This window comes from Kitasatospora sp. NPDC091335 (assembly GCF_044757205.1).
Classification (GTDB): Bacteria; Actinomycetota; Actinomycetes; order Streptomycetales; family Streptomycetaceae; genus Kitasatospora.
Genome location: NZ_JBIVUM010000002.1, coordinates 655,395 through 673,322, shown reverse-complemented (window position 1 = coordinate 673,322; position 17,928 = coordinate 655,395). Strand labels below are relative to the sequence as shown.

The 17,928-nt window shown below is 72.6% G+C and carries 15 protein-coding genes; 6 read left to right on the top strand and 9 right to left on the bottom strand.

The genetic code is table 11. From position 1 onward, the window contains the following. Positions 1-348 precede the first annotated feature (348 nt). The 4 genes from purS (at position 349) to ACIQOW_RS07895 (ending at position 4,409) form a co-directional block, all read left to right on the top strand. Complete coding sequence (gene purS / locus ACIQOW_RS07910; protein ID WP_049654013.1) at positions 349-603, top strand: phosphoribosylformylglycinamidine synthase subunit PurS; 255 nt, start codon at positions 349-351, stop codon at positions 601-603. Next, positions 600-1,277, top strand: a complete 678-nt coding sequence (gene purQ / locus ACIQOW_RS07905; RefSeq protein ID WP_401080912.1) for a phosphoribosylformylglycinamidine synthase subunit PurQ — start codon at positions 600-602, stop codon at positions 1,275-1,277. Before purS ends, purQ begins: the two co-directional genes overlap by 4 nt. Beyond that, positions 1,277-3,532, top strand: a complete 2,256-nt coding sequence (gene purL, locus ACIQOW_RS07900; RefSeq protein ID WP_401080909.1) for a phosphoribosylformylglycinamidine synthase subunit PurL — start codon at positions 1,277-1,279, stop codon at positions 3,530-3,532. Before purQ ends, purL begins: the two co-directional genes overlap by 1 nt. Positions 3,533-3,596: 64 nt before the next feature. After that, entirely contained in the window at positions 3,597-4,409 is an 813-nt protein-coding gene (locus ACIQOW_RS07895; protein ID WP_401080906.1) for a sterol carrier family protein, read from the top strand. A 152-nt stretch (positions 4,410-4,561) separates the two neighbouring features. Here the strand turns inward: ACIQOW_RS07895 and ACIQOW_RS07890 are convergent, their stop codons facing one another. Continuing rightward, the gene (locus ACIQOW_RS07890) at positions 4,562-5,368 is read right to left on the bottom strand and encodes a DUF3152 domain-containing protein (RefSeq protein WP_401080903.1); all 807 of its coding nucleotides are present in this window, start codon (positions 5,366-5,368) and stop codon (positions 4,562-4,564) included. Positions 5,369-5,587: 219 nt separating this feature from the next. On the opposite strand from ACIQOW_RS07890, the gene ACIQOW_RS07885 reads away from it, so the two are divergent. Further along, positions 5,588-6,007 carry a DUF3151 domain-containing protein gene (locus ACIQOW_RS07885; RefSeq protein ID WP_049659647.1) on the top strand — a complete coding sequence of 140 codons (420 nt, stop codon included), beginning with the start codon at positions 5,588-5,590 and terminating at the stop codon, positions 6,005-6,007. 110 nt (positions 6,008-6,117) lie between these two features. Here ACIQOW_RS07885 and fbaA read toward each other — a convergent pair whose 3' ends face one another. Then, positions 6,118-7,140, bottom strand: coding sequence for a class II fructose-bisphosphate aldolase (fbaA, locus tag ACIQOW_RS07880; protein ID WP_401080899.1), 1,023 nt, complete (start codon positions 7,138-7,140; stop codon positions 6,118-6,120). Between the two features lie 354 nt (positions 7,141-7,494). Between fbaA and ACIQOW_RS07875 the strand changes: the two genes are divergently transcribed. Then, the gene (locus ACIQOW_RS07875; RefSeq protein WP_401080896.1) at positions 7,495-8,220 is read left to right on the top strand and encodes a DedA family protein; all 726 of its coding nucleotides are present in this window, start codon (positions 7,495-7,497) and stop codon (positions 8,218-8,220) included. Positions 8,221-8,337: 117 nt separating this feature from the next. Here the strand turns inward: ACIQOW_RS07875 and pyrE are convergent, their stop codons facing one another. The 7 genes from pyrE to clpB all read right to left on the bottom strand — a co-directional run bounded on the left by pyrE (position 8,338) and on the right by clpB (position 17,778). After that, positions 8,338-8,874 (bottom strand): orotate phosphoribosyltransferase, encoded by a 537-nt coding sequence (gene pyrE / locus ACIQOW_RS07870; protein ID WP_188295096.1) that lies wholly within the window; start codon positions 8,872-8,874, stop codon positions 8,338-8,340. Positions 8,875-8,918: 44 nt separating this feature from the next. Next, complete coding sequence (locus ACIQOW_RS07865; protein WP_401080892.1) at positions 8,919-9,938, bottom strand: hypothetical protein; 1,020 nt, start codon at positions 9,936-9,938, stop codon at positions 8,919-8,921. A gap of 132 nt (positions 9,939-10,070) precedes the next feature. Then, positions 10,071-11,717 carry a polyamine aminopropyltransferase gene (locus ACIQOW_RS07860; protein ID WP_401080889.1) on the bottom strand — a complete coding sequence of 549 codons (1,647 nt, stop codon included), beginning with the start codon at positions 11,715-11,717 and terminating at the stop codon, positions 10,071-10,073. Positions 11,718-11,833: 116 nt separating this feature from the next. After that, a complete protein-coding gene (locus tag ACIQOW_RS07855) occupies positions 11,834-12,403 on the bottom strand; it encodes a DUF2617 family protein (protein WP_401080887.1) in 570 nt (189 codons plus the stop codon). A 501-nt stretch (positions 12,404-12,904) separates the two neighbouring features. Next, the gene (locus ACIQOW_RS07850) at positions 12,905-14,065 is read right to left on the bottom strand and encodes a pyridoxal phosphate-dependent aminotransferase (protein WP_401080884.1); all 1,161 of its coding nucleotides are present in this window, start codon (positions 14,063-14,065) and stop codon (positions 12,905-12,907) included. A gap of 113 nt (positions 14,066-14,178) precedes the next feature. Next, positions 14,179-14,736 carry a YbjN domain-containing protein gene (locus ACIQOW_RS07845; RefSeq protein WP_401080881.1) on the bottom strand — a complete coding sequence of 186 codons (558 nt, stop codon included), beginning with the start codon at positions 14,734-14,736 and terminating at the stop codon, positions 14,179-14,181. A gap of 435 nt (positions 14,737-15,171) precedes the next feature. Further along, positions 15,172-17,778: an ATP-dependent chaperone ClpB gene (gene clpB / locus ACIQOW_RS07840; protein ID WP_401080879.1), complete on the bottom strand. Its 2,607-nt coding sequence runs from the start codon at positions 17,776-17,778 to the stop codon at positions 15,172-15,174. Positions 17,779-17,928: the final 150 nt, after the last annotated feature.

Here is a 17,928-nt window from a genome sequence, read left to right as displayed (position 1 = left end):
CTTGTCGCGACAGGTGGCCCTATTCTGCACCCGAAGGGGGTCGAAATCGAAGAGTCCGGCATTCTTTTCCGGATATTCACGTCTCTTCGCGGGACTCCTGGATACCGATGAGCGGGACGGGAGGATCTGTCCCCAAGTGCCGTATTCGGGTGTTCTCCGGGGGGCGCCGTTCCGGATGCCGAATCCGTGGAAACCGGCCGGACCGGACGGGGGGTCGGGGGTGTGGATCCCTTGCGGCGTAAGGGTCCCGAGTCTACGCGCGTCGCTATCCCCGGCCAGCAATCCTGCCCGGAACCACCGGTAGTCTGGAGTTCCCCCGCCTCACCGAAGACACCACCGGGAGTGCCAGTGGCACGCGTCGTAGTCGACGTCATGCTCAAGCCGGAGATCCTCGACCCCCAGGGCCAGGCGGTGCAGCGCGCACTGCCCCGTCTCGGATTCACCGGGATCGCCGACGTCCGCCAGGGCAAGCGTTTCGAGCTGGATGTGGAGGGCCCGGTCGACGACGCGGCGCTCGCCCGTATCCGCGAAGCCGCCGAGACCTTTCTCGCCAACACCGTGATCGAGGACTTCACGGTCCGCGTCGAGGAGGAGGGCAAGTGACCACCCGCGTCGGCGTCGTCACTTTCCCCGGCTCGCTCGACGACCGCGACGCCCAGCGTGCGGTCCGCCTGGCCGGCGCCGAGCCGGTCGCCCTCTGGCACCGTGACAAGGATCTCCACCAGGTCGACGCCGTCGTCCTGCCGGGCGGATTCAGTTACGGCGACTATCTGCGCTGCGGCGCGATCTCCCGCTTCTCGCCGGTGATGGAGACCGTCATCGAGCAGGCGAAGCTCGGAATGCCGTTGCTCGGTATCTGCAACGGCTTCCAGGTGCTCTGCGAATCGCACCTGCTGCCCGGTGCGCTCACCCGGAACGACTCGCTGCACTTCATCTGCCGCGACCAGAAGCTGCGCGTCGAGAACGCCGGCACCGCCTGGACCCGGGATTACTCGGCCGGCCAGGAAATCGTCGTCCCGCTGAAGAACGGCGAGGGCCGGTTCGTCGCCCAGGAGCGGGTGCTGGACGAGCTGGAGGCCGAGGGCCGGGTCGTGGCCCGTTACGTGGACGTCAACCCGAACGGTTCGTACCGCGACATCGCCGGCATCACCAACGCCGCCGGCAATGTCGTCGGCCTGATGCCGCACCCGGAGCACGCCGTGGAGCCGCTCACCGGTCCGACCACCGACGGCCTGGGGTTCTTCACTTCCGTCCTGAAGCAGCTGGTGAACGCCTGATGAGCCTCGACACCGTCAAGAACGCCGAGCAGACCCCGGACGCCGCCCAGCCGTGGGCCGAACTCGGCCTCAAGCAGGACGAGTACGCGCGCATCCGGGAGATCCTCGGCCGCCGCCCGACCGGCGCCGAACTCGCCATGTACTCGGTCATGTGGTCGGAGCACTGTTCGTACAAGAGCAGCAAGGTCCACCTGAAGCAGTTCGGCGACAAGAAGCCGGATTCGGACGCGATGCTCGTCGGCATCGGCGAGAACGCCGGCGTCGTCGACGTCGGCCAGGGCTACGCGGTCACCTTCAAGGTCGAGTCGCACAACCACCCGTCGTACATCGAGCCCTACCAGGGCGCGGCCACCGGCATCGGCGGCATCGTGCGCGACATCCTGGCGATGGGCGCCCGCCCGGTCGCCGTGATGGACCCGCTGCGCTTCGGTGCCGCCGACCACCCGGACACCCGGCGCGTGCTGCCCGGGATCGTCGCTGGCATCGGCGGCTACGGCAACTGCCTGGGCCTGCCGAACATCGGCGGCGAGGTCGTCTTCGACTCCTGCTACCAGGGCAACCCGCTGGTCAACGCGCTGTGCGTGGGCGTCATGAAGCACGAGGACATCCACCTCGCGCAGGCTTCCGGCGCCGGCAACAAGGTCATCCTGTACGGAGCCCGCACCGGCGGCGACGGCATCGGCGGCGTCTCGGTGCTGGCCTCCGAGACCTTCGACGACACCAAGCCGGCCAAGCGCCCGGCCGTCCAGGTCGGCGACCCGTTCCAGGAGAAGCTCCTGATCGAGTGCACCCTGGAGATCTTCCGGGAGAAGCTCGTCAAGGGCATCCAGGACCTCGGCGGCGCCGGCCTGTCCTGCGCCACCAGCGAGCTGGCCTCGGCCGGCTCCGGCGGCATGCGGATCGAGCTCGACACCGTGCACCTGCGCGACCACACGCTCTCGCCGGAGGAGATCCTCATGAGCGAGTCGCAGGAGCGCATGTGCGCGATCGTGGAGCCCGACAAGGTCGACCGCTTCCTGGAGATCTGCGAGAAGTGGGACGTCATCGCCAACGTCATCGGTGAGGTGACCGACGGCGAGCGCCTGGAGATCTTCTGGCACGGCGAGCTCGTGGTGGACGTCCCGCCGCGCACCGTCGCCCACGAGGGCCCGACCTACCAGCGCCCGTACGCCCGCCCGAGCTGGCAGGACGCGCTCCAGGCCGACGCCCCGACCGCCGGGCGGCTGGCCCGCCCGACCACCGGCGAGGGCCTCAAGGCCGACCTGCTGAAGGTCGCGAGCCACCCGAACCAGGCTTCCAAGTCCTGGATCACCGACCAGTACGACCGCTACGTGCTCGGCAACACCGTGCTCTCGGCGGGCGAGGACTCGGGCATGATCCGGATCGACGACGAGACCAACCTCGGCGTCTCGGTCGCCACCGACGGCAACGGCCGCTTCGCGAAGCTGGACCCGTACACCGGTGCCCAGCTGGCCCTGGCCGAGGCGTACCGCAACGTCGCGGCCGGCGGTGCCAAGCCGCTCGCCGTCTCCGACTGCCTCAACTTCGGCTCCCCCGAGGACCCGGACGTGATGTGGCAGTTCGCCGAGGCCACCCGCGGCCTGGCGGACGCCTGCCTGGTGCTCGGCACTCCGGTCACCGGCGGCAACGTCTCGCTGTACAACCAGACCGGCGAGGTCGCCATCCACCCGACGCCGGTGGTCGCGGTGCTCGGCGTCATCGACGACGTCACCCGGCGCACCCCGGTCGCCTTCGCCGAGGAGGGGCAGCTGCTCTACCTGCTCGGCGACACCGCGGACGAGCTCGGCGGCTCGGCCTGGTCGCAGGCCGTCCACGACCACCTCGGCGGCCTGCCGCCCAAGGTGGACCTGGAGCGCGAGCGGCTGCTCGGCGACATCCTGATCGCCGCCTCGCGCGACGGCATGATCGACGCCGCGCACGACCTGTCCGACGGCGGTCTCGGCCAGGCGCTGGTGGAGAGCTGCCTCAAGGGCGGTCACGGTGCGCGGATCATCCTGCCCGAGGGCCTGGACCCGTTCGTCCTGCTGTTCTCGGAGTCGGCCGGCCGCGCCGTCGTGGCGGTGCCGCGCAGCGAGGAGCTCCGGTTCAACGACATGTGCACCGCGCGTGGCCTGCCGGCCACCCGGATCGGTGTCGTGGACGGCGACAGCCTGGACGTCCAGGGCCAGTTCAGCGTCTCGCTGGCGGAGCTGAAGGACGCCCACACCGGCGTCATCGAGGCCCTGCTGGCCTGACCCGCGTGACCCGAGGGGCGGGCGGTCCGAAAGGACCGTCCGCCCCTCCGCGTATGTTGGGCCCATGCCTGCCAAGCCCCGTACCTACCAACCGCAGAAGGTCCGCGCCGCGCTGGCCGGCCAGACCCGGGCGCTGCGTGCCGCCGTGGACGCGCTCGGCACCGGGCAGCTGGACCTGCCGACCCGGCTAGGGCGGTGGCGGGTCCGTGAGCTGCTCGCCCACCTCGCCGTCCAACTCGACCACGTCCCGGCACATCTGGACGACCTGCCGGAGGGCAGGCCGCCGCTCGACCTGCTGGGCTGGGTGGCCCGGGTCGGCAGCGTCGCGCCGCTGCTGGACGAGCAGGCCGGGCAGCGGCGCGCCGCGGAGTTCGACGGGGACGCGGCCTCGGTGGCGGCCGCCTTCGGGCGGGCCGCCGACGCGCTGACCGACCTGCTGGAGCGGCCCGAAGCCGCCGACCCGGCGCGGCGGTTCGAGATCCGGCTGGGCTCGATGGCGCTCTCCGACATGCTGGTGACCAGGCTGGTGGAGACGGTCGTGCACGCCGACGACCTGGCCGCCGCGCTCGGCCTCGACGCCTTCCCGCACGACCGCCAGGCGGTCGCCGCCGTCACCCGGCTGCTGGCCGACGCGCTCGCCGACCAGGCGCCCGGTGGCGCGGTCGAGCTGCGCGTCCCGCCGTACGCGGTGGTGCAGGCGGTCGAGGGCCCCCGGCATACCCGGGGCACCCCGCCCAACGTGGTGGAGACCGACCCGCTGACCTGGATCCGGCTGGCCACCGGCCGGGCCGGCTGGGCGGCGGAGGTGGAGGCGGCCGCGGTGTCCGCCTCGGGGGAGCGCAGCGACCTGGGGGCGTACCTGCCGGTGCTGCGGTAGGCGTCAGCGCAGCCGGCCGGCCAGCGCCTCGGTGGCCTTGCGCAGCGGCTCTCCGGCGAGGGCCCCGTCGTGTTCCGGCCCCGGAGCGCCCCGGCCCCGGAGCGCCCCGGCCCCGGAGCGCCCCGGCCCCGGAGCGCCCCGGCTCCGTCGCCCTACGGGACGGAGGGGCCGCTCTGGTAGGTGCCCTCCGCCGTGTACGGCCAGGCGTTGGGCGTACAGCCCTTGAGACCGTAGATCTGCTGCATCATCGCGGGCGCGGGCTTGCCGGGGCCGGGGCAGCCCTCGTGCCCGTGGCCGATCCGGTGGCCCACCTCGTGGTTGACGATCAGGGCCCGGTACTCCTCCAGCGGCCCGCTGAACTGGGGTGAACCGGTGTTCCAGCGCTTGGAGTTGACGAGCACCTGGTTGCCGACGTTGCAGTTGACCTCGCCGTGGGTGTCCAGGCCCGAGGCGCCGCAGATCCGGTCCACGGTGGCCGGCGAGGCGATCTTCACGGTGAAGTCGTACGAGCCGTTCGCGACCAGCCGGAAGCCGTTCTTGCGGTCGTTGGTCCAGCCGCGCTTGTCGCCGAGGATGCCGTGGATCTGTGTGGCGGCGGCCGTCGCGTCGATCCCGATGCCGTCCTCGACCTCGACCCGGTAGCGGCGCACGTTGCCGTGCCCGACCGGTTCGGCGGTGGCGGGGGCGACGGTGAAGGTGCCCGCGCCCTGGGCGGGGCCAGGGTCGGGCGCGGTGGGGGTGGGCGGTGCGGGGGCCGGCGGGGGCGGCTGGGTGACGGCCGGGGCGGGTGCCGGCGGCGGGGTCAGGGCGTCTGCCGGCGCCGCCGAGGGGGCCTGCTCGGCGGGCGGGGCGACCCTCGCCTGGGTGGCCGGGGCGGCGGCCGGGGTTCCGGTGGAACGGGTCAGCACGACCGCCGTGGCGCCCAGCACCAGCAGGGCGGCCACCAGTGCCATGAGCATGCCAGGGCCGGTTCTCCGAGGCGTCCTGCGGCGTCGGCGACCGCCCTTCCGGGGCGGCGCGACCCGCCTGCCGTCGGATCTGGCTGCGGACATGATCTTCACAGTGGCACGGCGAACGGGTGAATGTCCACACACCCCGGCCGCGGTGTGGCAGCCCGGAGCGGCGGCCGTCACGGGACGGCGGTTGACCCCTGCGTCTCGGGTGGCAGACTTCAGGGCATGGCGATTCACAGGAACCTTCTCGACGGTCCCGAACCGACCCTCCTCCCGGAGGAGGAGCGGCCCTACCGCATGCTGGCGGAGGAGTCGGCCTCCCCGACCCAGGTGGCGGCCGAGTTCCCGGTCTTCTGCCTGGCCTGGGCGATGCTCGCCGACGACGCCTACGCGGCCGGCCGCTACGTCGAGTCGTACGCCTACGCCCGCACCGGCTACCACCGCGGTCTGGACGCGTTGCGGCGCAACGGCTGGAAGGGCCACGGCCCGGTGCCGTGGGAGCACCGCGGCAACCGCGGCTTCCTGCGCTGCCTGGCCGCGCTCGCGCGGGCGGCCGGCGCGATCAAGGAGACCGAGGAGGAGGCCCGCTGCTGGCAGTTCCTGAAGGACAGCAGCGCGGAGGCGTACGCGGAGCTCAAGCAGTAGCCCGAGCGGGCGGCGACCCGACGAACGGGTGCCCCCGGCGGTCCTCCGCCGGGGGCACCCCTTGTTCTGCCTGGCCTTCGCGCGCCGTCAGGTGGTGACGGCGACCGGGCTCACTTCAGGCGCTTGCCCGCCGAACGCAGCTGCTCGGCGGCCTCGCGCACGCGGGCGGCCATGCCGGCCTCGGCCAGCTTGCCCCAGGTGCGCGGGTCGTAGGTGTTCTTCTTGCCGACCTCGCCGTCGACCTTCAGCACGCCGTCGTAGTTGGCGAACATGTGGCCGGCCACCGGGCGGGTGAAGGCGTACTGGGTGTCGGTGTCCAGGTTCATCTTCACGACGCCGTTCTCCAGCGCGGTGGCGATCTCCTCGGTGCTGGAGCCCGATCCACCGTGGAAGACGAAGTCGAACGGGTCGGTCTTGCCGTACTGCTTGCCGATCGCGTCCTGGAGCTCGCGCAGCAGCTCCGGCTTCAGCACGACGTTGCCCGGCTTGTACACGCCGTGGACGTTGCCGAAGGACGCGGCCAGCAGGTAGCGGCCCTTCTCGCCCAGGCCCAGCGCCTCGGCGGTGCGCACGACGTCGTTGACGGTGGTGTACAGCTCGTCGTTGATCTCGTGGGTGACGCCGTCCTCCTCGCCACCGGTCGGGGTGATCTCGACCTCAAGGATGATCCTGGCGGCGGCGGCCTGGGCCAGCAGCTCCCGGGCGATGGCCAGGTTGTCGGCGAGGGTCTCGGCCGAGCCGTCCCACATGTGCGACTGGAACAGCGGGTTCTCGCCCCTGGCCACGCGCTCGGCGGAGACCGCCAGCAGCGGACGGACGTAGCCGTCCAGCTTGTCCTTCGGGCAGTGGTCGGTGTGCAGCGCGACGGTGATGTCGTACTTGGCGGCGACGATGTGGGCGAACTCGGCGAGCGCGACGGCGCCGGTCACCATGTCCTTGCTGTGCTGGCCGCCCAGGAACTCCGCGCCACCCGTCGAGATCTGGATGATGCCGTCGCTCTCGGCCTCGGCGAAACCACGCAGCGCGGCGTGCAGGGTCTGCGACGACGTGACGTTGATGGCCGGGTAGGCGAACTTGCCCGCCTTGGCCCGGTCGAGCATCTCGTTGTAGACCTCGGGAGTTGCGATGGGCATGCGATCCGCTCCTGTCGGGTTGCGGCGTACGGACGGTGCTGTCCGACGCTGTGTACGCCTTCGTGACGACTCCGTGCCGGACCGCCGACGCGCGGCGTTGCGGTGTGGCTCTCCGGCACCAAGCTTCGCGGCGACCTGCGCGGTACGGCCATGAGGGTGGTGTGCCACCGCGGACCGGACGCCTTCGCCATCTTCCCAGACTCGTGCTCGCCGGTCAGCAGGAGCCCGCCATGCGGAACGCCGCGCGCTGCGGGCCCGCGGCGGTCCGCCGGGCGGGCCCCGGGCGGTCTCGGCCGGGGCCGACGGGACGGGGACGCCCGCTCGTTCGCAAGGTGCGCCCGCTATCCTGCGCCCGTGGACTACAACCAGCTGGCCGTCAACCTGCTCGACGCCAAATCCCTGATCTCGTCCCTCGGCGCCATCGGGCTGATCGCGATCATCTTCGCGGAGACCGGCCTGCTGGTCGGCTTCTTCTTCCCGGGTGACTCGCTGCTGATCCTCGCGGGTGTCGCCGCCTCGAACGCCGCCTCCTCGGTGCTCGGCGACGGCGCCAAGCTGCCGATCGCCGTCCTGCTGATCGGCTGCCCGATCGCGGCGATCGCCGGAGCCCAGCTCGGGCACCTGATCGGCGTCAAGGTCGGGCCGAAGATGTTCGACAAGCCCGACTCGAAGATCTTCCGCCGCGAGTACGTGGTGAAGGCGGAGGAGTACTTCAACAAGTTCGGCTCCGGCAAGGCCGTGGTGCTGGCCCGCTTCATGCCGATCGTCCGCACGTTCCTGAACCCGGTCGCCGGCACCCTGGAGATGCCCGCGCGGACCTTCTTCGTCTGGAACGTGGTCGGCGGTGTGCTGTGGACCGAGTCCATGCTGCTGACCGGCTACTTCTTCGGTGACGCGCTCGCCCCGGTGATCGACAAGTACCTGATCCCCGCGGTGCTGCTGATCGTGCTGCTGTCGGTCTCGCCGATCCTGATCGAGGTCGTGCGCGAGCGGAAGAAGAAGCGGGCGGGCGGCGGCGCCGAGGACGACGGCGGCGAGAGCGCGGTCCAGGCCGGCAACGGCCGGCACCGGCGGGGCTGAGCGCCCGGCGTCCTGCGCCCGGCGTCCTGCCATACGGCGTCCCGCACACGGCTGAGGGCCGGTGCTGTTTCACGTGAAACAGCACCGGCCCTCAGCCGTTCGTCGTGCCCGTGGAGGTCAGAGACCCAGGTCGTCCAGGGTGTACGCGGTCACGTACTCCAGGCCCTGCGCCTCGATGGCGGCCGCGCCGCCGCGCTCCACGATCACCGCGACGCCGACCACCTCGGCACCCGCCTCGCGCAGCGCCTCCACGGCGGTCAGCACCGAGCCGCCGGTGGTGGAGGTGTCCTCGACCGCCAGCACCCGGCGGCCCTTGACCTCCGGGCCCTCGATCCGGCGCTGGAGGCCGTGGGCCTTGCCGGCCTTGCGGACCACGAAGGCGTCCAGCTGCTGCCCGCGCGCGGCGGCGGCGTGCAGCATCGAGGCGGCCACCGGGTCGGCACCCAGGGTCAGACCGCCGACGGCGTCGTACTCCAGGTGCGAGGTCGCGTCCAGCATCACCCGGCCGACCAGCGGGGCGGCCACGCCGTCCAGCGTGATCCGGCGCAGGTCGACGTAGTAGTCGGCCTCCTTGCCGGAGGAGAGGGTGACCTTGCCGTGCACGACGGCCTTGTCCTTGATCTGCGCCAGCAGGGCGTCGCGGTCGTTGCTCATGAGCGTTCAGTCTAGGCCCTGGGCACGGGCCCGGCGCTCCGGGCTCAGCGCCGGCGCAGCGCCCTGACCAGCACCACGGCCCCGCCCAGCAGCGCCACCGAGCCGCCGATCACCCACGGCACCGCGCTGCGGCCGCCGGTGCCGGGCACCACGATCCCGCCGACCTCGCCGCCCCAGCGGGACGCCGCCCGGGCCCGCGCACTGCGGGCGGGCAGCGCCGGGGCGTACGGGCCGCGCGGCGGGGCGTGGTCCACCTCCTCGGCGGACCGGCCGACGATGCTGCGGCGCACCGGGCCGGTGAGCACCGGCTCCTCCTCGTACGCGAAGAGCGGCTCGGCGGGGATCTCCTCGGCGACGGAGTCCTGCTCGGCGGGGCCGTCCGGGTCCTCGCCGTCGACGTCGTCCTCGTCGACGTCGTCCTCGTCGGACGAGCCGGTGGGCAGGCCGAAGCGCTCGGCGTCGGCGTCGGAGAAGGCGATCAGGTCGGAGAGGTCGTCGTCCAGGTCGTCGCCGGGCCGGTCCTGGCGATCCTCGATGAAGACCACCCCGGCCGCGGCCGCGGCCGAGCCCTGGTCCTGGTCCGTGTCCTCGTCCTGATCCTGGTCCTGCGGCTGCTCGCCCTCCGGGGCGGCCAGCGCGGCGGCGAACCGGTCCAGCAGGCGGCGGCCGGTGGCGTCGAGGGTCTCCTCGTCGAACTCGGTCAGCCGGCCGGTGGCGCTCAGGTCGCCGGTGAAGCGGATCGTCGCGGTGCCGTCCTCGGCACCGTCCGCGACGCTGACCCGTACGGTGGCGGTCACCTCACCGCTGCCCCGGACCTCCTCGCCCTCGGCGAGCACGGTCAGCACACCCTCCCGGCCCTCGATCAGCGACAGCACGCCCTTGTACGTGATCGTGGAGCCGCCGACCCGCAGCTTCAGCCGGCCGCTGATCTCCTCGGCCGCACCGGCGCCGACCGCGGCCGGCTCGGTGCTCAGCCCCGGCACGCTCCGGGCCAGCAGCGCCGGATCCTGCAGGGCCTGGCGCACCGGCTCGGCGGACATCGGGACGACAACCTCATGCTCCATGCCACGGAGCCTACCGACTGGTCCCTGCCCGGTCCCTACCCACCACCATCCGACTTTTCCCACCCCACCCGTTCCCTTGGTCGTCGCACCATCGCCGCCGGCCCCGGGAGCGGGCCCGCCCGGGCCGCGGTGTCAGCGGGGCCCGAGGAGGGTGAGGGCGGCCGGGGGGCGGGCGGGGCGGAGCGCGGAGAGGCGGGTGGTGGAGCCGCGGAGGGTGTCGGGGGTGAGGGCGCGGGGCGGCGGGGCGTCGGGAGCGAGGGTGAGCGGCGGCCGGGCGGCGGCGGCGAGCAGGAAGTTCTGGGCGCCGTCCTGCGGGCCGGGCCGGCAGCTGGCGGTGGCACTGCCGGGGACGGCGTACGGGGCGGTCTGCAGGCCCGCGGTCCGCAGGCCCGAGTCGATCTGCCAGAGGCCGTCCAGGTCGCTCCCGGCGCGGACGGCGATCCGGCCGCCGGGGGAGAGCAGCCGGGTGGCGAGGCCGTAGAACTCCTGGGAGTGGAACTTGACCGGCCCGCCGTCGGCCGGTGCCGGGAGGTCGGCGAGCACCACGTCGTACGGTCCGTCCCCGCCGGAGGCGCCGGCGCCGCGCAGCCAGGCCATCGGGTCGGCCGCGGTGGTGCCGACCCTGGGGTCGTCCAGCGAGCGGCCGCCGAGCGCGGAGAGCGCGGGGTCGGTGCGGGCGAGCCGGGGGAGGGCGGGGTCGGCGTCGACCAGCCGCACGGAGCGGACGCCCCGGTGCCGCAGCACCTCCCGCAGGGCGAGCCCGTCGCCGCCGCCGAGCAGCAGGACCCGGGCGTCGGGGCCGGCCGCCATGGCGGGGTGCACCAGGCCCTCGCTGCCCCGGTACTCGTCGGGCCCGCAGACCGCGAGCCGGCCGTCCAGATAGAGCCGGAGCGGGCCCTCGGCGGGGCCGGTGAGCACGATCTCCTGGTGCCGGCTGCGGGTCGCGTAGCGGACCTGGTCGCCGTACAGGGCGTGCCGGGCGGCGCGCTCGATCGCGTCGGAGCCGGCCGCGGCCGCGGCGAGCAGGGCGAGGACGAGCAGGCAGCCGCCCCAGAGCAGCCGTCGTGTCCGGGGGGCCGGTTCCTCGCGGAACAGCCAGAGCACCACGGCCGCCCCGGCGACGGCGTTGACGGCACCGGTGAGCAGCGCGCCGTCGCCGGGGCCGAGGGCGGGCAGGATCAGGAACGGGAAGGCGAGGCCGCCGATCAGCGCGCCGACGTAGTCGGCGGCGAACAGGTCGGCGACGGCCCGTCCGGCGTCCTCGCGGCGGATGCGCTGGATGAGGGTCATCAGCAGCGGGATCTCGGCGCCGATCAGGATGCCGATCAGGCAGGTGAGGCCGACCATGGCGGCCTGGTAGCGGCCGATCCAGGCCCAGCAGGAGTAGAGCGCGAGGGCGGAGAGCCCGCCGGTGAGGGCGAGTGCGCACTCGACCAGGGCGAAGGCGGTGGCGGGCCTGCTGGTGAACCGCTTGGCGAGCAGCGAGCCGAGGCCCATCGCGAACACCATGACGGAGAGCACGACGGAGGTCTGGGTGACGGTGTCCCCGAGCAGGTAGTCGCCGAGCGCCACGAGTTCGAGTTCGTAGACCAGTCCGCAGGCCGCGCAGACGAACGCGGCCAGCAGGACGGTCAGGCGGGCGAGCCGGGGGCTGGAGCGCAGCCGGGAGCGACGGCGGGTGGGCAGGAGCGGGGCGAGGCCTCGCCCGGGCCGGGGCGGGGTGCCGTCGTCGAGGTCCACTCGCGGACGTGCGGGCGGACCGGCCGGATGGTTGATCACGAACAAACGCTAGGGGACGTGCGGGACGGATGGCTGCGCCCATTCGACGGACAGTGAGCAACGTCGGATTGACGAACCGTTCCTGCGTACGATTCGTAGGCCTGCACCCGGGCGGCCTACGGCCGGATCGGGGTTCCGGTCCGGGCTTCGGAGGACCGTGCCCCGGACACCACCAGCGAGGAGCGGGTGCACACCAGCTGCCCCTCCTGCGGGTAGGCGTGCCAGGTCCGCCAGAGTAGCCGGTCCTCGCCGCCCTGGGTCACCAGCGCGGTGAAGGCGCTCGGGTCGCCGGGGAAGACCCCGGCCAGGCCCCGCGGGTGCCCCTCGACCAGGGCCAGCAGTTCCTGGGCGCGGGCCGCGAAGTCGTGCGGCGGCAGCACCTCGATCCGGGCGGCGAACTCGTACTCCCAGCCGCCGACCTGCTTGGCCACCCTGGCCGGCAGCGGGGTGCGGCGGCCGGGCAGGCAGGCGACGGTCTCCAGACACCGGCCGGGGCCCGCGTCGATCACCACCTGGTGGGAGGCGCCCAGCAGGCGCAGCTGGAGGGTGCCGGACGGGCCCGGGCGGCCGCCTCCGCCGAGTCTCAGGTCGCGGACGGCGAGAGCGGGCAGCGGGTCGCCGCCGAGGCACCAGGCGAGGTCACCGGCCCGGGTGTCCGTGTAGGAGGTTTGCAGTGTGGTGAGCATGCTCGGCTCCGCGTTTCAGCTCCGTGCGCGCCCGCCGAGCAGCACCGAGTAGGCCTAGGCGATGGCGAGGCTGTTCGTGGCTGTGCGGCCCTGGGCGCGGCCGACCGTGGAAGGAAGGATTCCGGCTGGAGATTCAGCAGCAGAGAAGCACGAATACGCCGGGTCCGCCGGTGATTTACCCAACTTTGTCAAGCATTCACCGTTTCGGGCACACCTGCTTCCCGGGTCTGATCGAGCCCGTGTACGAGACTGCACAGCGCGCGCCCCTATCACCGGATTGTGCGCCGTGCGCGCCGGGTGTGCGCTGTTCGGGTGCATCACACTCCGCCGCCCTCCACGCACGGGGCGTGGAGGGCGGCGAGGGAGTGCCTCACGGACCGTTCCGAACTCCTCCAGGGTAGTGAATATGCTTACAGATCAAGGAAGTTGATGATCAATCAGAACTGGTGTCGGGTCACGGTCCTGCCTGTTCGAAGAGCGTGAAAGGGGGCGCGCAGCCCCTCACAGGCGCCGCAGGCGGGCGACGGCCTCCTGGAGGACCTCGTCCTTTTTGCAGAAAGTGAAGCGGACCAGGCTACGGCCCGCGTCCACGTCGTCGTAGAACACCGCGTTCGGGATGGCGACGACGCCGCAACGGCCGGGCAGGGAACGGCAGAACTCGATGCCGTCCTTCTCGCCGAGCGGGGTGATGTCGGTGGTGACGAAGTAGGTGCCCTCGGGGGTGAAGGCCCGGAAGCCGGCCGCGGTGAGGCCGTCGACCAGCAGGTCGCGCTTGCGCAGCAGGTCGGCGCGCAGGGTGTCGAAGTACGTGTCGGGCAGCCGCAGGGCCTCGGCGACGGCGTACTGGAAGGGGCCGGCGCTGACGTAGGTGAGGTACTGCTTCGCCGTGCGCACGGCCGTGACCAGCGCCGGGCTCGCGGTGACCCAGCCGACCTTCCAGCCGGTGAAGGAGAAGGTCTTGCCGGCCGAGGAGATCGAGACCGTACGTTCGCGCATGCCGGGCAGGGCGGCGACCGGGTGGTGGGCGGCACCGAAGACCAGGTGCTCGTAGACCTCGTCGGTGACCACCAACAGGTCGTGCTCGACGGCGAGTTCCGCGATGCCGCGCAGCTCCTCGGCGGTCAGCACGGTGCCGGTCGGGTTGTGCGGGGTGTTGATCAGCAACAGCCGGGTGCGCGGGGTGATCAGGGCGCGCAGTTCGTCGAGGTCGGGGCGGAAGGACGGGGCCCGCAGGGTCAGCGGGACACGGGTCGCGCCGGCCATCGCGATGCAGGCGGCGTACGAGTCGTAGAACGGCTCGAACGCGATCACCTCGTCGCCGGGCTCCAGCAGGGCCAGCAGGGTGGCCGCGATGGCCTCGGTGGCGCCGGCGGTGACCAGCACCTCGGTGTCCGGGTCGTAGGACAGGCCGTGGAAGCGCTGCTGGTGCCCGGCGATCGCGGCCCGCAGCTCGGGGACGCCGGGCCCCGGCGGGTACTGGTTGCCGCGGCCCTCGCGCAGCGCCCGTACGGCCGCCTCGCGGACCTCCTCGGGCCCGTCGGTGTCGGGGAATCCCTGGCCGAGGTTGATCGATCCGGTGGCCGTGGCCAGGGCGGACATCTCGGCGAAGATCGTCGTGCCCATCCCGGCCAGTCGGCGGTTCAGCAGCGGCCTGGTACCCATCGGTGACTCCTCACGGCTTGTCGTCAGGCCCATCCTGGGACAGCCGGGAGCCCGGGACAAGGACGGCCCGCCACCGGGGCGGTGGCGGGCCGTACCGGAGTGCCGGGGCGGGATCAGGCCTCGTCGGTGCCCTCGGGGGCCTCGCCGTCCTCGCCCTCGATCTCGTTCTGGAGGCCGAGGCGCTCGACGATCCACTGCTCGAAGCCGACCGCGGCCTGGGTCCAGTTGGCGGTGGTGGTGACGAAGTAGTCCAGGTTGACGCCGGTGCCGACGATCATCTGGGCCTCGCCGATCAGGCGGACCACGCCGTCCTCGTGGGTGTGGGTGTAGACCTTCGGCCAGAGGGTCTCGCGGTTCCACTCGTCGATCAGGTCGAGGATCTCGCCCTTCTTCTCCAGCGGGTACGCGCGGTCGTAGAAGGCGCGCACCGCGAAGAGTTCCTTCTGCTCGCCGCGGAACATGTAGTAGACGCGGAAGCCCTCCCAGGGGGCGGTGAGGTCGCCCTCCTCGTCCACGACGTGCTTGAGCTGCATCTGGTCCAGCAGCTGGGTGACCAGGCCCTGGTCCGGGACGATGATCGGCGGCGGGCCGGCCGGCCCCCCGCCCTGGCCGCCGGGCCGGCCGCCCTGGGGCGCGCCGAAGGACGGGATGGACGACGGGTCGATGCTCATGGGGGTCCTCTTCCTCAGTGCACGTGGTGGCCGGCAATGAGAGGCCGCCCTTTCCACCTCCCATCCTGCCTCATTCGGGGCTCCGCTCACAGGGGCGTCCGAGGGCGGTGCCGATCTTCGTCCGGCGTTCTCCCCGGTGTCGTCGCTGGCCCCGGCGGCGGTGCGGCGGACGGTGGTCACCGAGGGTGCGCGGGGTGTGAGCGCCGACTGTGCGCAGGGGCGTGCGGGAGTCGCGTCACGCGCCCGGCGCACGGCTCGGCCGGCCGGGCCGGGCGGCGGCGGTGGGCGCGCCCGCGGGGCCTGGGCGCGTGCAACACCGGCTCACTCCGGGCGAGTTGAGGATCGATGGGGCTGAGTGGTGAACAGGGACGCGGAACGGGCCGCCCCCGCCGCCGGAGCGGAGGGAGCGGCCCGGGTGCCGGACGCCCGGCGGCGTCACTTCTCCAGCGGCCCCCGGCTGCGGACGGTGAGGCGGTCCTCCTCCTCGTCCCGTTCGACCAGCACGGTGTCCCCGTCGTGCACCGTGCCGGACAGGATCGCCCTGGCCAGCTGGTCGCCGATCGCGGACTGCACCAGCCGGCGCAGCGGGCGGGCGCCGTACGCCGGGTCGTAGCCGGTGAGCGCCAGCCAGTCGCGGGCGGCCGCGGAGACGTCCAGGGTGAGCCGCCGCTCGCGCAGCCGCTCGCCCAGACGGGCCACCTGGAGGTCGACGATCCGGCTCAGCTCGGCGGTGCCCAGCGGCTCGAAGACCACGATGTCGTCCAGCCGGTTGAGGAACTCCGGCTTGAACGCCGACCGGACGGCGCCCAGCACCAGCTCCCGCTTCTCCGCCTCCGGGGTGGCCGGGTCCACCAGGTACTGCGAGCCCAGGTTGGAGGTGAGGATCAGGATCGCGTTGCGGAAGTCCACCGTGCGGCCCTGGCCGTCGGTGAGCCGCCCGTCGTCCAGGACCTGGAGCAGGACGTCGAAGACCTCCGGGTGCGCCTTCTCCACCTCGTCCAGCAGCACCACGCTGTACGGGCGGCGGCGGACCGCCTCGGTGAGCTGGCCGCCCTCCTCGTAGCCGATGTACCCGGGCGGGGCGCCGACCAGGCGGGAGACCGAGTGCTTCTCGCCGTACTCGCTCATGTCGATCCTGACCATCGCCCGCTGGTCGTCGAACAGGAAGTCGGCCAGGGCCTTGGCGAGTTCGGTCTTGCCGACCCCGGTCGGGCCGAGGAAGAGGAAGGAGCCGGTCGGGCGGTCCGGGTCGGCGATGCCGGAGCGGGTGCGCCGCACCGCGTCCGAGACGGCCTGCACGGCCTCCTGCTGGCCGATCAGGCGCCGGCCCAGCTCGTCCTCCATGCGCAGGAGCTTGGCGCTCTCGCCCTCCAGCAGCCGGCCCGCCGGGATGCCCGTCCAGGAGGCGACCACGTCGGCCACGTCGTCCGGGCCGACCTCCTCCTTGACCATCGAGGCGGAGGCGTCCTGGCCGGCGGCCCGCTCCTGGGCGTCGGTGAGCTCCTTCTCGGCGGCCGGGACCTCGGCGTACATCAGCTTGGACGCCCGCTCGAAGTCCCCGTCGCGCTGGGCGCGTTCGAGTGCGCCGTGCAGGTCGTCCAGCCGCTCCTTGAGCTCGCCGACCCGGTTGAGGCTCTTCTTCTCCTGGTCCCAGCGCGCCGTCAGCACGCTCAACTGCTCGCTCTTGTCGGCGAGGTCGCGCCGCAGCCGGGCCAGCCGGTCCACCGAGGCCGGGTCCGACTCCTTCTCCAGGGCCAGCTCCTCCATCCGCAACCGGTCCACGGAGCGCTGGAGTTCGTCGATCTCGACCGGGGAGGAGTCGATCTCCATCCGCAGCCGGGAGGCCGCCTCGTCGACCAGGTCGATCGCCTTGTCGGGCAGGAAGCGGGAGGTGATGTAGCGGTTGGACAGGGTGGCCGCGGCGACCAGGGCGGCGTCCGAGATCTGCACCTTGTGGTGCGCCTCGTACCGGCCCTTGAGGCCGCGCAGGATGGCGATCGAGTCCTCCACGCTGGGCTCGCCGACCAGCACCTGCTGGAAGCGGCGCTCCAGGGCCGGGTCCTTCTCGATCCGCTCGCGGTACTCGTCCAGCGTGGTGGCGCCGACCATCCGCAGCTCGCCGCGGGCCAGCATCGGCTTGAGCATGTTGCCCGCGTCCATCGCGGAGTCGCCGCCGGCGCCCGCGCCGACCATGGTGTGCAGCTCGTCGATGAAGGTGACGACCTGGCCGTCGGAGGACTTGATGTCGTTCAGGACGGCCTTCAGCCGCTCCTCGAACTCGCCGCGGAACTTGGCGCCCGCGACCATCGCGGCGAGGTCCAGCGAGACCAGCCGCTTGCCGCGCAGCGACTCCGGCACGTCGCCGGCCACGATGCGCTGGGCCAGGCCCTCGACCACGGCGGTCTTGCCGACGCCGGGCTCGCCGATCAGCACCGGGTTGTTCTTGGTCCGGCGGGAGAGCACCTGGACCACCCGGCGGATCTCGTGGTCGCGGCCGATCACCGGGTCGAGCTTGCCGTCCCTGGCGGCCTGGGTGAGGTCGGTGCCGTACTTCTCCAGCGCCTTGTAGGTGCCCTCCGGGTCCGGCGAGGTGACCCGGCCGCTACCCCGGACGTCCTTGAACGCGGCGAGCAGCGCCTTCGCCGTCGCGCCCTGCTGCGCCAGCAGCTCGGCCACCGCCCCGCCCTCGGCGGCCAGGCCGACCATCAGGTGCTCGGTGGAGACGTACTGGTCGTCCAGGTCGTCCGCGCGCCGGCCGGCCTCGGTGAGCACCGCGATGGTGTCCCGGGCGAGCTGCGGCGCGGCGACCGTCGAACCCATCGCGCTGGGCAGCGCGGACGCCTGGCGGCGCGCCTCGGCGTCGACGCGGGAGAGGTCCGCCCCGACCGCCTCCAGCAGGGGCCTGGCGATGCCCTCGGGCTGCTCCAGCAGGGCGATCAGGATGTGCACCGGCCTGACGTCCGGGTTGCCGGCCGTGCCCGCCTGCCGGATGGCGGCGGCCAGGGCGTCCTGCGTCTTGGTGGTGAACTTGCTGGCGTCCACTGCTGGGGGGTCCTCCCTCGTCGTCCTGCACTACTGCTGCTACTGCTACTGCTCGTACTACCGCTACTGCCGCGCGCCGCACTGCCGGGCGGGTGGCACCACCCGGAGCGCACTGCCACCAACAGCATGCACTAAGTTGAGTCTACTCCG